This window comes from Streptomyces sp. SDr-06, from assembly GCF_003324565.1.
In the GTDB taxonomy this organism is placed as follows: Bacteria; Actinomycetota; Actinomycetes; order Streptomycetales; family Streptomycetaceae; genus Streptomyces.
Genome location: NZ_QOLA01000003.1, coordinates 161,800 through 175,948, shown reverse-complemented (window position 1 = coordinate 175,948; position 14,149 = coordinate 161,800). Strand labels below are relative to the sequence as shown.

14 protein-coding genes are annotated in these 14,149 nt (G+C 72.5%); 3 read left to right on the top strand and 11 right to left on the bottom strand.

Going from position 1 to position 14,149, the window contains the following annotated elements; all coding sequences use genetic code 11:
- Positions 1-10: 10 nt before the first annotated feature.
- From hydA to DT019_RS09180, 8 genes are all read right to left on the bottom strand, one after another.
- A complete protein-coding gene (hydA, locus tag DT019_RS09215; RefSeq protein WP_114036216.1) occupies positions 11-1,414 on the bottom strand; it encodes a dihydropyrimidinase in 1,404 nt (467 codons plus the stop codon).
- Between the two features lie 47 nt (positions 1,415-1,461).
- A complete protein-coding gene (locus tag DT019_RS09210) occupies positions 1,462-2,745 on the bottom strand; it encodes an aspartate aminotransferase family protein (protein ID WP_114036215.1) in 1,284 nt (427 codons plus the stop codon).
- Positions 2,742-3,584: a nitrilase-related carbon-nitrogen hydrolase gene (locus DT019_RS09205; RefSeq protein WP_114036214.1), complete on the bottom strand. Its 843-nt coding sequence runs from the start codon at positions 3,582-3,584 to the stop codon at positions 2,742-2,744. Before DT019_RS09205 ends, DT019_RS09210 begins: the two co-directional genes overlap by 4 nt.
- 173 nt (positions 3,585-3,757) lie before the next feature.
- Positions 3,758-4,258 carry a haloacid dehalogenase-like hydrolase gene (locus DT019_RS09200; RefSeq protein WP_189389357.1) on the bottom strand — a complete coding sequence of 167 codons (501 nt, stop codon included), beginning with the start codon at positions 4,256-4,258 and terminating at the stop codon, positions 3,758-3,760.
- Between the two features lie 90 nt (positions 4,259-4,348).
- On the bottom strand, positions 4,349-5,599 hold the full coding sequence (locus DT019_RS09195) for an alginate lyase family protein (protein ID WP_223279366.1): 1,251 nt from the start codon (positions 5,597-5,599) through the stop codon (positions 4,349-4,351).
- Between the two features lie 219 nt (positions 5,600-5,818).
- Positions 5,819-6,334: an NUDIX hydrolase gene (locus DT019_RS09190; RefSeq protein WP_411292694.1), complete on the bottom strand. Its 516-nt coding sequence runs from the start codon at positions 6,332-6,334 to the stop codon at positions 5,819-5,821.
- Positions 6,331-6,591: a helix-turn-helix domain-containing protein gene (locus DT019_RS09185; RefSeq protein WP_114036211.1), complete on the bottom strand. Its 261-nt coding sequence runs from the start codon at positions 6,589-6,591 to the stop codon at positions 6,331-6,333. Before DT019_RS09185 ends, DT019_RS09190 begins: the two co-directional genes overlap by 4 nt.
- Before the next feature lie 60 nt (positions 6,592-6,651).
- On the bottom strand, positions 6,652-7,161 hold the full coding sequence (locus DT019_RS09180) for a winged helix-turn-helix transcriptional regulator (RefSeq protein WP_114036210.1): 510 nt from the start codon (positions 7,159-7,161) through the stop codon (positions 6,652-6,654).
- Between the two features lie 109 nt (positions 7,162-7,270).
- Here DT019_RS09180 and DT019_RS09175 point away from each other — a divergent pair, with 109 nt between their 5' ends.
- Positions 7,271-8,440, top strand: a complete 1,170-nt coding sequence (locus DT019_RS09175; protein ID WP_114036209.1) for a thiolase family protein — start codon at positions 7,271-7,273, stop codon at positions 8,438-8,440.
- A 58-nt stretch (positions 8,441-8,498) separates the two neighbouring features.
- Positions 8,499-9,266, top strand: a complete 768-nt coding sequence (gene map, locus DT019_RS09170; RefSeq protein ID WP_114036208.1) for a type I methionyl aminopeptidase — start codon at positions 8,499-8,501, stop codon at positions 9,264-9,266.
- 86 nt (positions 9,267-9,352) lie between these two features.
- Here map and DT019_RS09165 read toward each other — a convergent pair whose 3' ends face one another.
- Both DT019_RS09165 and ggt read right to left on the bottom strand, forming a co-directional pair.
- Entirely contained in the window at positions 9,353-10,057 is a 705-nt protein-coding gene (locus DT019_RS09165) for a glycoside hydrolase family 75 protein (protein WP_114036207.1), read from the bottom strand.
- A 154-nt stretch (positions 10,058-10,211) separates the two neighbouring features.
- Positions 10,212-12,026 (bottom strand): gamma-glutamyltransferase, encoded by a 1,815-nt coding sequence (gene ggt / locus DT019_RS09160; protein ID WP_114036206.1) that lies wholly within the window; start codon positions 12,024-12,026, stop codon positions 10,212-10,214.
- Between the two features lie 103 nt (positions 12,027-12,129).
- On the opposite strand from ggt, the gene DT019_RS09155 reads away from it, so the two are divergent.
- Entirely contained in the window at positions 12,130-12,873 is a 744-nt protein-coding gene (locus DT019_RS09155; protein ID WP_114036205.1) for a hypothetical protein, read from the top strand.
- Here the strand turns inward: DT019_RS09155 and DT019_RS09150 are convergent.
- Complete coding sequence (locus DT019_RS09150) at positions 12,870-14,141, bottom strand: cytochrome P450 (protein WP_114036525.1); 1,272 nt, start codon at positions 14,139-14,141, stop codon at positions 12,870-12,872. The two genes, DT019_RS09155 and DT019_RS09150, sit on opposite strands and share 4 nt — an antisense overlap.
- Positions 14,142-14,149: the final 8 nt, after the last annotated feature.

Sequence of the window (14,149 nt, the reverse complement as noted above, 5' to 3'; positions counted from 1 at the left end):
TGCGGTGCTCCTAGCCGAGGTACTGACAGGTGGCGCGCGGTACGTAGCAGCCGTGCCCGGCCCGCCCGGTGAACTGGCGGTCGTGGATGACGGGTTCGCCCCGTGAGAGCACCGTCTCGACGCGGCCGGTGACCCGCCTGCCTTCGTACGCCGAGTAGTCCACGTTCATGTGGTGGGTCTCGGCGGAGATGACCTGCTCGGCGTGCGGGTCGTAGATGACGACGTCGGCGTCGGCGCCCGGCGCGATGGTGCCCTTCTTCGGGTAGAGGCCGAACATCCGGGCCGGGCTCGCGCAGGCGATCTCGATCCAGCGGCGGCGCGAGAGGTGGCCGTCGACGACGGCCTGGTGCAGCAGGTCCATGCGGTTCTCGACGCCGGGCAGCCCGTTGGGGATCTTGGAGAAGTCGCCCCGGCCGAGCTCCTTCTGCCCCGTGAAGCAGAACGGGCAGTGGTCGGTGGACACCACCTGGAGGTCGTTGGTGCGCAGACCCCGCCACAGCGCGGCCTGATGTTCCTTGGGGCGCAGGGGGGTCGAGCAGACGTACTTGGCGCCCTCGAAGTCCGGCTCGGCGAGGTTGTCGGTGGACAGGAACAGATACTGCGGGCAGGTCTCGCCGAAGACCGGCAGCCCCTTGTCGCGGGCCCCGGCCAGTTCCGCGAGCGCCTCCTCGGCCGAGACGTGGACGACGTAGAGCGGCGCGCCCGCGACCCGGGCGAGCTGGATCGCCCGGTGGGTGGCCTCGGCCTCAAGCAGGGCCTTGCGGACCTCGCCGTGGTAGCGGGGGTCGCTCTCGCCGCGCGCGAGGGCCTGCTCGACCAGGACGTCGATGGCGATGCCGTTCTCGGCGTGCATCATGATCAGCCCGCCGTTGGCGGCGGAGCGCTGCATGGCGCGCAGGATCTGCCCGTCGTCGCTGTAGAAGACTCCGGGGTACGCCATGAACAGCTTGAAGGACGTGATGCCCTCCTCGACGAGCAGGTCCATCTCCTTGAGCGAGGACGCGTCGACGTCGGAGAGGATCATGTGGAAGCCGTAGTCGATGGCGCACTGCCCGTCGGCCTTGGCGTACCAGGCGTCGAGACCGGCCCGCAGCGACTGGCCGCGGGACTGGACGGCGAAGTCGACGATGGTGGTGGTGCCGCCCCAGGCCGCCGCGCGGGTGCCGGTCTCGAAGGTGTCGGAGGCGAAGGTGCCGCCGAAGGGCAGTTCCATGTGGGTGTGGGCGTCGACGCCGCCCGGGATGACGTACTTGTCGGTGGCGTCCAGGGTGCGCTCGGCGGTCCAGCCCTGGGCGACGGCCGAGCCGTGCGCCGCGATGGCCGCGATCCGGCCGTCCTCGATCAGTACGTCGGCGTGCGTCTCGTCGGCGGCGGTGATGACCAGGCCGCCGCGGATGAGGGTGCGGGTACTCATGGGTGGAGCTCCCTTTCGTACACGTACATGTGCGTGTGCTGGGTGAACTACACGGTGCGCAGGGCGCGTTCGAGGATCGCCGCGCCCTCTTCGGCCTCGGCGACGGTGAGCGTGAGGGGCGGGGCGACACGCAGCACGCTGGTGTCGTGGCCGCCGCCCTTGCCGATGAGGAGGCCGCCTTCGCGGGCGGCTTCGAGGACCGCGGCCGCGGCTTCGGGGTGGGCCTCGTCGGTGCCGGGCTTGACCAGCTCGATGCCGGCCATCAGTCCCCGGCCGCGCACCTCGCGGACGACGGGAAGCTGGGCGCCGATCGCGCGCAGCCGCTCGATGAGCAGTCCGCCGACGCGGCGGGCGTTGCCCTGGAGGTCGTGTTCCAGGAGGTAGGTGAGGTTGGCGAGGCCGGCCGCCATGGTGACCGGGGAGCCGCCGAAGGTCGAAATGGAGTTGCTGTCCAGGCAGTTCATGACGTCGGCGCGGGCGACGACGCCGCCGATGGACATGCCGTTGCCGATGCCCTTGGCGAAGGTGAGCAGGTCGGGCGGGCCGCTGCGCGCGTGGGCCTGCCAGCCCCAGAAGTGGTCGCCGGTGCGGCCCCAGCCGGTCTGCACCTCGTCGGTGATCCACAGGATGCCGTGCCGGTCGAGGACCTCCCGGAACGCGGCGTACAGGCCGTCGGGCGGCGAGGTGAAGCCGCCGACCCCCTGGATGGGTTCGGCGATCAGGGCGGCCACGTTCCGGGTGTGGCCGAGCAGGTCCTCCAGGTCGGCGACGCAGGCCTCGATGAACTGGCTGTCGCTGAGGTGCGCGTACGGGCCACGGGCGCGGACGCCGCCGTGCACGTACAGCGTCTGGAGCGGCGAGAGGCTGGTCGGGGACCAGGCGTGGTTGCCGGTGATGCCCACGGCGCTGAACGAGCGGCCGTGGTAGCTGTTGCGCATCGCGAGGATCTGGTTGGAGCCCCGGTAGGCGGTCGCGAGCAGCAGAGCGGTGTCGTTGGCCTCGGTGCCGGAGGTGGTGAAGAAGACCCGGGCGTCGGGGATGCCGGACAACTGGGCGACGCGTTCGGCGAGTTCGACCATCTGCCGGTTGAGGTAGAGGGTCGAGGTGTGGATGATCCGCCCGGCCTGTTCGGCGACGGCCTTGGTGACCTCGGGCAGGGCGTGGGCGGTCATCGTGGTGAGGATGCCGCCGAAGAAGTCGAGGTACTTGTTGCCGTCGGCGTCCCAGACGTGGCGGCCCTCGCCGTGGGTGATCTCCAGGGGCCGCTGGTAGTAGAGCGCGAGCCAGTCGGGCAGGACGGACCTGTGGCGTTCGTGGAGGGGTCGGTTCACGGCTTCACCAGGCCTTCGTAGGCGTCGGGACGGCGGTCTCGGTAGAACGCCCACTGCCGGCGGACTTCCTCGATGAGGCCGAAGTCGAGGTCGCGCACGAGGAGTTCCTCCTCCTTGTCGCTGGCCACCTCGCCGACGAACTGGCCGCGCGGGTCGACGAAGTAGCTCGTCCCGTAGAAGTCGTTGTCTCCGTACTCCTCGCGGCCGACCCGGTTGATCGCGGCGATGAAGTACTCGTTGGCGACGGCGGACGCGGGCTGCTCCAGCTGCCAGAGGTAGGCGGAGAGACCGCGCGAGGTGGCCGAAGGGTTGTACACCAACTGGGCGCCATTGAGGCCGAGTTGGCGCCACCCCTCGGGGAAGTGGCGGTCGTAGCAGATGTAGACGCCGACCTTGCCGACGGCCGTGTCGAAGACGGGCCAGCCGAGGTTGCCCGGCTTGAAGTAGTACTTCTCCCAGAAGCCCTTGACCTGGGGGATGTGGTGCTTGCGGTATTTGCCGAGGTAGCTGCCGTCGGCGTCGATGACGGCGGCGGTGTTGTAGTAGAAGCCCTCGCCCTCGATCTCGAAGACCGGGACGACGATGACCATCCCGGTCTCGCGGGCGAGTTCCTTCATCCGGGTGACGGTGGGGCCGTCCGGGACGGGCTCGGCCCAGCGGTAGTGCTCGGCCTCCTGCACCTGGCAGAAGTAGGGGGCGTTGAAGACCTCCTGGAAGCCGATGATCTTCGCGCCCCGGCGGGCCGCCTCGCGGGCGTGCTCCTCATGTTTGGCGATCATGGAATCGGTGTCGCCGGTCCAGGTCGCCTGGACCAGTGCGGCGCGCACGACGTTGGCCATGAGCTGCTCCTTCGACGGGTCGTCAGCCAGCCAAATCCACACGCGTAGATCCGTGTGTGGATGAGACCGTAAGGCGCGTCACGCACCGTGGCAAGACCATCGCCGTCACGGCGAGGCTGATTGCGGCGTCACAGGTCAACCCCGGATGGACCAGGCCGGGACCTGACGCCGTGTCACCTGTCGTGGGGAGCGGGCCCCGGCAGGCGGTCCCAGACGCCGCGCCGCGCGTGGCGCAGCAGGACCGGGTCGTCACCCACCACCACGGGATGGCCGACCTCGGCCAGGAGCGGCAGGTCCGCCGCCTCGTCCGCGTACGCGTAGCAGTGGGCGGCCAGGATGCCGCGGTCGCGCAGCAGGGCGCGGACGGCGTACCCCTTGCCCTGGCCGAGCATGGGCGCCCGCGGCCGGGAGCAGAGCACGGCGTCGGGCGCGAGGTGGCGGGCGACCGGTTCGAGTTCGGCCGCGCTCGCGCGCGCGACCAGCACGACGAGGTGGCCGCGCGCGGCGTGGTCGTGGAGCGCGGCGAGGACCGGCGGGTGCCACAGCCGGCCGAGCGGCCCGGTGGCCCCGGCCAGGTCCGGCACGGCGAGCAGGGTGCCCTCCACGTCGAAGAAGGCGGCGGCGGTGGGCCGCCGCGCAGGGTGCTTCGGCCCGCGCGGGCTGGTCGTGTCCATTGCACGCTCCATGCCCAGGCCCGCCGGCCGCCCAATCCCCGATCTTCAACGTTCTGTTGAATACGTCCGGAAAGGGGCGGCTCTTTTCGGCTACACGGCCGCCCCGGGGTTCTGCGCGTGGGTCAGCGTCTCCCAGGCGACGAAGAGGTCGTCGGTGCCGGCCGGACGCTGCTGCTCGGCGAGCCTGCGGGTCTGGGGCAGCGCCTTGTGCAGGCGGTTCTCCAGGTGGTTGAGCAGCACCTCGACGTCCGGGCCCAGCGTCCGGTCGACCTTGCCGCCGCACAGCCAGGGCGGGACCCGCGCGCCGAGCTGGTAGCGGGCGTGGAACTCCAGGGCCGCCGCCAATCGCCCGGCCGTGGGCCCGTACAGGTCGACGCCCTGCTGCCAGGCCGTCTCGGCGATGTGGCCGGACGCCGCGAGGGAGTACCCGATGTGCAGGAAGTTGCGGCAGGTCTCCTGGCCGAGCCCGTCCGCGTAGGTGCGCTGGCCGAACCAGTACGTCGCCAGCTGGTCCGGGGTGTTCATCGAGCCGCCGGGCGGCGCCTTGGGCAGCCTGCCGTCCGAGGCGAGGTAGAAGTAGGCGGGCACGCGCGCCCGGTAGCGGTCCAGGGCGTCCTTGAAGACCTGCCGGTCCTCGACGAACACGGCGATGCCGATGGCCGCGTCCGTCATCGCGAGTTCCCAATTCCCGTTGTAGTCGGGGACCTTGGCGGTCACGGCGGGCAGGTACGCCTTGCGCAGCATCCACTTGAAGCGCTGCACGGCCGGGGCCTGCCACTGCGGGTAGCCCGCGTGCACGATGTCGGCCGCCCGCGCCCACGACGATCCCGCCCAGGCGGTCTGGAGGTCGGCGTTGCCCTCGGTGTGCCGCTTCACCACCCGGGCCCAGCCGTCCATGATCTCGACGGCTTTACGGGCGTGGGCCTCGTTGCCGTTGACGGTCCACAGCAGCGCCTGGGTGTAGGCGGCGATGGCGTCCTCGCGTTCGGCCAGGCAGGCGGGCGGCCCGGCGTTCGGCGGGCACGGGACGACCTCGGCAGGGTGCGGGGTGTAGCGCAGGGAGCCGTAACGGCTGGTCCGCATCTGCTCGTACGCCGAGCTCCACGGCTCCTGACCGGCCCGCACCCTCGCCCGTACCGTGTCGAGCTGGCTCCTGCCGACGACCACGCCGGGGTGATGGAAGACCAGGGTCGCGGGGTCCGCGCTGCCCACGGCGGAGGCGGTGGAGACGTGCGGCCGGGGGGTGCAGGCGGCGAGCAGGGCGAGGGCACCGAGGGCCGCGACGGCGGCCGCCCGCAGGGGGCGGCGGCGCCCCCGGGGAGAATGAGACGGATTGACCACGCTCCCACGGTCGCTCCGGGCCCGCGTCCGCGCAGGATCTGTTGCGCCGAACAGGCAGCCGGGGCACGCCTCCTGGCGGGGTGACGGTCGGCCGCGGCATGTCGAGGCGGTCTCAGCCGGACGCGTCCGAACGGCTCCGCGCGGGCACGTGGCCCAGGTCGGTCGCGGGAGCGCCGGGCGAGCCGGGGCGCCGGTCGGGCGCGGCATGCCGAGGCGGTCTCAGCCGGACGCGTCCGAACGGCTCCGCGCGGGCACGTGGCCCAGATCGGCCGCGGGAGCGCCGGGCGACCAGCCGTCGAGCAGTTCGTGCAGGGTGGGCGGCCAGATCTGTTCGTCCGTGCGGCGCAGTTCCGCCGGGCTCCACCAGCGCGAGCCGAGTATGCCGTCCGCGAGGTGGTCGGCCGCGACCTCGGGGCCGAGCTCGCGCCGGGGCCCCGGGGCGTCGGCGAGGTAGATGTGCTCGTGCTGGCGGACGGTGGTCCCGGCGCGGGTGAAGTCGTGGGTCCAGGTGCACAGCAGCGGGCCCGGTTCGACGTCGTGCCAGCCGGTCTCCTCGCGCAGCTCGCGCCGGGCGCCCTCGCGCGGGGACTCCCCCGGGTCGAGGCCGCCGCCGGGCAGCGCCCAGTGCGGGCCGACCTCCTTGTTGTCGTAGCGCAGCAGGAACACCGCGCCGAGCGCGTCCCGCACCACGGTGCGGGCCGCCCGCCTCGGCGTCCGGGGTCGGGCAAGTGTCACGCGGCGACCGCGGGCGGCATCGCGCAGTCGCTCACGATCTCGTCCATGGACAGGCCGAGGACCGAGGCGAGGGCCGCCACGGTGAAGAACGCGGGGGTCGGGGCGCGGCCCGTCTCGATCTTGCGGAGGGTCTCGGCGGAGAGGCCCGCGGCGGCCGCGACATCCGCCATGCTGCGGTCGGCCCGCGCCGAGCGCAGCAACCGGCCGAGCCGCTCGCCGCGTTCGCGCTCTTCGGGGGTGAGTGGAGTGCGGACCATGCCGCGATTCTAGACCCGGCGCCTTGGACGGCACCCGGTCCGCCCAGCAGACCTGGGGCGTCACTCGGGGCCGAGGGCGGACCAGCCCGGGGCCTGGAACCGTACGGTCGTGTCCGCCCGGCGCACCTCCTCGCCGCAGCAGCGGCAGACCACCGTGGGGTCGAGGTCGGCCCCGCACTTGTGCCGCCACACCGTCGGCGGCACGTCCGCGAGGTGGCGGTCGCCCCAGTTCATCAGCATCAGCAGGACGGGGCGCAGCTCCTGGCCGGCCCGCGTCGCGCGGTACTCGTAGCGGGCCGGGCGCTCGCTGTAGAGGGTGCGCTCCAGGACGCCCGCGTCGACCAGGGTGCGCAGCCGGGTGGTGAGGATGTCGCGGGGCGCCCCGGTGTTCTTGGCGATCGCGTCGAAGCGGTGGACACCGAAGAAGACCTCGCGCAGCACGAGCAGGGAGTACTTCTCGCCGACCACCCCGAGGGCGTCGGCGATCGAGCAGGGCCGGGGGTTCTTGCCCCTCGGGGCACGGGCGGCGCTCGGGCGGGGCTGGTGCTGCGGCTGCTCGGACACGTTCATGCGCCCACGGTAATCGAGCCGGACGGGGTCCGTTGGATTTTCCTACTCACCGGGCTAGAGTGAGTCCAGTTTTCCAACCTACTCACGAGTAGAGCCGAGGGAGCGCATCATGCGTGACGCCGTGATCGCGGAAGCCGTACGCACACCGATCGGCAGGGGGAAGCCGGGCGGGGCCCTGTCGGGGACCCATCCGGTCGAGCTGCTGGCCCACACCCTGCGCGCCCTCGTGGAGCGCAGCGGCATCGACCCGGCCCTCGTCGACGACGTCATCGGCGGCACCGTCGACCAGGTCGGCGAGCAGGCCATGAACACCACGCGGTACGCCTGGCTGTCGGCCGGGTTCCCGGACTCCGTGCCCGCGACGACGGTCGACCGCCAGTGCGGCTCCTCGCAGCAGGCCGTGCACTTCGCCGCGCAGGGCGTGATGTCGGGCGCGTACGACCTGGTCGTGGCGTGCGGGGTCGAGTCGATGAGCCGGGTGCCGATGTGGTCCAACGTGCCCGCGGGCGCGGACCCGTTCGGGCCAGGCGTCACCGCGCGCTACCCCGAGGGGCTGGTGCCGCAGGGGATCAGCGCCGAACTCATCGCGGCCAAGTGGTCGATCGGGCGCGAGCGCATGGACGAGTTCGCCACCGCCTCGCACCACAAGGCCGCGCGCGCCTGGGAGGACGGCCTCTTCGCGGCGCAGACCGCGCCGATCGCCGGGCTCACTCGGGACGAGTCGGTGCGCCCGGCCACCAGCCCCGAGATCCTCGCGGGGCTCAGGCCCTCGTTCGTGGACCCGGCCTTCGCCGAGCGCTTCCCCCAGATCGAGTGGTCGGTGACGGCGGGCAACAGCAGCCCGGTCAACGACGGCGCGTCCGCGGTCCTCATCACCTCCAGCGAGACGGCGGCCCGTCTCGGGCTGCGCCCGGTCGCGCGGCTGCACAGCTTCGCCGTGACCGGCTCCGACCCCGTCCTGATGCTGACCGGGATCATCCCGGCGACCGAGAAGGTGCTGCGCAGGGCGGGCCTCGACCTCGGCGACATCGACCTCTTCGAGGTCAACGAGGCGTTCGCGAGCGTGGTCCTGGCCTGGCAGCAGGAGACCGGCGCCGACCCGGCCAAGGTCAACGTGCACGGCGGCGCGATCGCGCTGGGCCACCCGCTCGGCGCGAGCGGCACCCGGCTGATGACCACCCTGGTGCACGCGCTGCGCGAACGCGGCGCGCGCTACGGGCTGCAGACCATGTGCGAGGCGGGCGGCCTCGCCAACGCGACCGTTCTGGAGGCCCTCTGATCACCTCCGGACCCGCCCGCCGCACCGACCCCATTCAAATACCGGTATAGTAATTGGAATGGTGGAGATCAAGAGCGATACCCAGATGGATGCGATGCGCGAGGCGGGCCGTGTGGTCGCCCGGGCCCTGGCCGCGGCGAAGGAGGCGGCCGCCGTCGGCGTCAGCCTCACCGAACTCGACGCCGCGGCGCGGGAGATCCTGGTCGAGGCGGGCGCGACGTCGCCGTTCCTCGACTACCATCCCGAGTTCGCGCCCGTCCCCTTCCCGGCCACCGCCTGCGTCTCCGTCAACGACGCGATCGTGCACGGCATCCCGGACGGCTACCGGCTGCGCGACGGCGACCTGGTCAGCGTCGACTTCGGGGCCGTGCTCGACGGCTGGGCCGGCGACTCGGCGATCAGCTTCACGGTGGGCCGCGCCCGGCCCGAGGACGTACGGCTCGTCGAGACGGCGTTCCGGGCCCTGGACGCCGGGATCGCGGCCGCGGTCGTCGGCAACCGCATCGGCGACATCGCGCACGCGATCGGCCGGGTCTGCCGCGGCGCGGGCTACGGCATCCCCGACGGGTTCGCCGGCCACGGCATCGGCCGGCACATGCACGAGGACCCGGGCGTGCCCAACGAGGGGCGCGCCGGGCGGGGCATGGTGCTGCGGCACGGGATGGTGCTCGCGATCGAGCCGATGCTGATCGCCGACGGGAGCGACGAGTACTACGCGGCGGCCGACGGCTGGACGCTGTGCACATCCAGCGGCGCGCGGGCCGCGCACGCCGAGCACACGGTGGCCATCACCCACGCCGGTCCCCGCGTCCTGACCCGGGTCTAGCGCCGGGCCCGCCGGACGACCGGCCGCGACGCCCGCTCCCCCGGGGTACGGGCGCCGCGGCCCGTCACGCCCGTTGACGGGTACGTCTAGTTGCTCGCCAGGAACCGCTGGGCGAGGCCCGCGCCGAGGGCCGCCGCCGCGCTGTGGCTCTCGATCGGCTCGACCTGGGAGTTCTTGAACAGGATGTACGTGACGCCCGACTCGGCTCCGCCCGTCCTCGGATCGGGGTCCATGCCGAGCGACTTGGCGGTGGCGTACGACGCCTCGCCGATCACGGCGCTGGGGCCCGTGTCGCCGACCACCGCGTACTCGACCTTGTCGTTGTAGACGACGGCGACCACACCGCCCCCCTTGATGCCCGCCGAGGCGTAGTCCCAGATCGGGCTGGGGCTCGGCACCACCACGTACGGCAGCTTCTCCGCGCTCAGCGGCTTGCCGTTCGACTGGTGGAAGCGGGTCTCGGGCTGGAACCACGGGTCGGTGCTCCTGTTGCAGGCCGTGGTGATCTGCCCGTCGCAGTCGACGTCGAGGTCGGCCTTCCAGAACACGGCCCCGTTCGTGCCGCAGACCGGGACGGTGGCCGACGTCCCGGTGTGCGTCCTGTACCTGCCGTGGGAGATCTGGTCGCAGGTCTTCACCTTGGCGAGGAGCGCGGCCGCGCTGACCGAACCCTCGTCCGCCCTGGCGGGCGCGTGGGAGGCGTGGCCGCCCTGGGCGGTGGCGGGGAGCGCCACGGTGGCGAGCAGGGCGGCGCCGGACGAGGCGGCGAGGGCGAACGTTCTGGTACGCACAGGGGGACCCTTCTGTCAGGAAAAATCCCTTACCCGTTGTGCGGACGATCTTCCCTCTCGCCATGGCCGCATCACCCCCCGCGCGACAAGAGGCGCACGGTTCCCGGCCGTTCAGGCTGGGGTCCATGGGCCTCTTGGGCAACGTCGGCCGGGGCTACTGCTTTCCACTCGGATGGACCACCAGCGCCGAGCCGCCACCGCGCCGCACCTTCTCCGCCGCGGCGAGCCAGCGCCCGTCCGGCAGGCGCTGCACCCCGGTCGCCGCCCCGATCTCGGGGTTCAGCGAGAACGCGTGGCCGAGCGCCTCCAACCGGGCCCTCAAGGGGCTGCTGTAGAGAGCGGGTTCGAGCTCGGTCCTGGCCGCGTTGCGCTGGCTGGCGCGCGGCGCCGCGATCGCGTCGACCAGCGGCATCCCCCGGTCCAGATGGTTGATCAGGGTCTGGAGCACGGTGGTGATGATGGTCGCGCCGCCCGGCGACCCGAGGGCGAGCACCGGCTTGCCGTGCCGGTCGAGCACGATCGTCGGCGAGATGGAGGAGCGCGGCCGCTTGCCCGGGCCCGGCAGGTTCGGGTCGTGGACGGCCGGGTTCGCCGGGGCGAAGGAGAAGTCGGTCAGCTCATTGTTGAGCAGGAAGCCGCGGCCCGGCACGGTGATGGCGCTGCCGCCGGTCTGCTCGATGGTGAGGGTGTACGCGACGACGTTGCCCCACTTGTCGGCCACCGTGAGGTGCGTGGTGTTGTCGCCCTCGTACGTCGTCTCGGCCGCCGGGCCCGTTGTCCCGCACGCCGCCGGATGGCGCGGGTCGCCGGGCGCGAGCGGGCTGGTGAGGACCGCGTCGTCCTTGATCAGGCAGGCCCGCGAGTCGGCGAAGCGCTGCGAGAGGAGGCCCTTGACCGGCACGTTCTCGAAGTCCGGGTCGCCGACCCAGCGGCCCCGGTCCGCGAACGCGATACGGCTCGCCTCGATGTAGTGGTGCAGGAACTGCACGTCCGAGGCCTTGGACAGATCGGTGTTCTCCAGGATGTTGAGCGCCTCGCCGACCGCCGTGCCGCCGGAGGTGGAGGGGGCCATCCCGTAGACGTCGAGCCCGCGGTAGCCGACCTTGGTGGGGGCCTGGAACTTCGCCTCGTAGCCGCGCAGGTCCTTCTCGGTCAGGTCGCCCGCGCGCACCTTGCGGGTCGACTTCGGGTCGACCGGCGGCTTGCGGACCGTGCGGACGATGTCCTCGCCGAGGTCGCCGCGGTAGATCGCGTCGACGCCCTCGCGGCCCAACTCCTCGTACGTGCGCGCCAGATCGGGGTTCTTGAAGGTGGAGCCGACCACCGGGAGCTGCCCGCCGGGCAGGAACAGCTTGGCGGTGTCGGGGAAGTCGGCGAACCGGGCCTGGTTGTCCCTGGTCTGCGCGCGGAAGGTGTCGTCGACGGTGAACCCGTCGCGGGCGAGCCGCTCCGCCGGCTTCAGGAGCGTGCGCAGCGGCTTGCTGCCCCAGGCGTCGAGCGCACGGTCCCAGGTGGCCGGGGTGCCCGGGGTGCCGACGCCGAGCCCGCTGGTCACCGCGTCCGCGAAGGGCAGCGGCTTGCCGTTCTCCAGGAAGAGCGAGGAGGTGGCCGAGGCCGGCGCGGTCTCGCGGCCGTCGAGGGTGTGCACGGAGCGGGACGCGGCGTCGTAGTAGACGAAGTAGCCGCCTCCGCCGATGCCCGAGGAGTACGGCTCGGTGACGCCGAGGGCCGCCGCGGTGGCGACGGCCGCGTCCACCGCGTTGCCGCCGTTCTTGAGGACCTCCAGGCCCGCGGCGGACGCGTCCGCGTCCACGCTGGAGACCGCTCCCCCGTAGCCGACGGCCTCGGGCACCTTGGCGGGGGTGCGACCCGGGGGCGCGGCCGTGGTGGGCGGGGCGGCGGCGACCGAGGCAGCCACCGCGGCCGCCGCGGCGAGGAGGGACAGGGTGCGGGCGGCAGGACGACGCATGCATACCTCCGTAGGCGAAACTCCGCGCAGCGTAACGCCGTCCCCGGGCTCACGTCATGAGCACGTCGAACACGGGGGCGAACTCCCGCTAGCATGCCCGCCCATGAACGACGACGTACGCAACATCGTCCTCGGCGTGGTGGCCGCGGGCATAAGCGCCGCCTTCGGCTGGCTCACCCGCACCTACCTCTGGAAGCGCAGACTCCGCCGCAAGCAGGCGTTCTTCGGGCTGCCGACCCATTCCGAGTGCCTGCTGGTCGTCAACCGGGCCGCGGGGCACGAGGGGTCCGTGCACCGCTTCGACGTGTTCGCGCTGCTCGAACTCTCCTCGCTCATCAAGGACTGCGGAGCGCACGCCCAGATCATCCAGCACGACCTGGCACAGCAGGGCTTCGGCGAACGCACCGAGTTCTGCCTGGGCGGGCCCTACTCGAACCGCCGGATGGCGGCCCACCTCGCCTCGCTGCTGCCCGGTGTCACGATGAACGTGGACCCCGAGCCGACCCCCGACCGGGGCGCCTTCCAGATCGGCTCGGAGCGCTATCGGCTGGAGAACGGGGTGGTCGAGTACGTGATCCTGGCCCGGGTCACACCCGGCCGGGACTCCCGTCCCGTCTTCCTCTTCTGCGGCCAGTCCGCGATCACCAACCAGGCGGCCACCCGCTATCTGGCCCGCAACGCCGAGAAGCTCGCCCGCAAGCACGGGAACACGTCGTTCTGCCTGCTCCTCAAGGTCGTCAACTCGCAGGCGTACGGCCCCGATGTCGTGGAGGTCGTCGCCGATGTCACCCGGGCCGCCCAGGAACCGGCCCCCGTGGTCCGCACCTCCCACCGCGCGGGCGGCTAACCGACCCTCAACGGGAGGGACTTGACGCCGTTGATGAAGTTGGAGACGAGACGGCGCGGCGGGGCCGCGAGTTCGGCGGCGGGCAGGAGGCGCAGCGCCTCCTCGTGCAGGACCCGCAGTTGCAGCCGCGCGAAGTGGGCCCCGAGGCAGACGTGCGGCCCGTCGCCGAACGCGACGTGCGGATTGGGGCCGCGGGCCAGGTCCAGGCGGTCCGGCTCGGCGAAGACGCGCTCGTCGCGGTGGGCGGAGGCGTGGAAGACGACGACCTTGTCCCCGGCCGCGAGGAGCTGCCCGGCCAGGACGGTGGCGTGGCGGGCGGTCCGCCGGAAGCTCAGCACCGGCGGATGCCACCGCAGGAGCTCCTCGATCGCGGTGTCCACGGAAACCTGACGCCCTCTCAACCTGGCCTGCTCGCCGGGGTGTTCGGCGAGCGCGAGGAATCCGCCCGGCGCCGCCGCGCGCACGGTGTCGTTGCCCGCCACCGTCAGCAGGAAGAAGAACATCTCCAGCTCGGCGTCGGCGAGTTCGCAGTGGGCGAGCGAGGTCATGATGTCGTCCGCCGGACACGCGCGTTTGTACGCGGCGAGCTGCTGGGCGTACGCGAACATCTCCGCCAGCATCGCGGGCGAGCGCGGGTTGACCGGCCGCCCGTCGGGGCCGAGGACCGATGGTTCGTCCGGGTCCTGGTAGGCGATGACGCGCTCGGTCCACTCCAGCAGGAGGCCCCGGTCGCCGGGCGGCACCCCGAGCAGGTCGGTGAGGTTGAGCAGCGCGTAGTCGTCGGTGACGTCGGCGACCAGGTCGAACACGCCGTCCTCCGCGCCGTCGCGGGCCGCGCCGAGCAGGGCCCGGGCCCGCTCGCGCGCCAGCGCCTCGAAGCGGTCGACCCGGCCGGGCGTGAAGGCCCGGCTCACCAGTCGGCGCAGCCTCCCGTGATCCTGGCCTCCTCCCTCGCCGGGGCGCGGCCGCGCCTGCGCGGCGGGGTCCTGGTTGAGCATCATGCGGCGGATGAACGGCAGGTCGGCCGGGTCGGGGTCGCGGATCTGGGTGGCGCCGAGCGCCGAGGAGAAAGTGCCCGCGTCCTTGAGGACCCGTACGACGTCGGCGTGCCGGGTGACCGCCCAGAAGCCGGGTCCGGCCGGCCAGCCCAGCACCTCGGGCTCCGCCTGCCACGCGACCGGCCGGTGTTCGCGCAGCTCGCGGTAGGCGGCGTACGGGGGCCCGGCCGCGTACAGCCGGGGGTCGAAGACGTCGGGTGGTTCAGCCATGGTGGGCA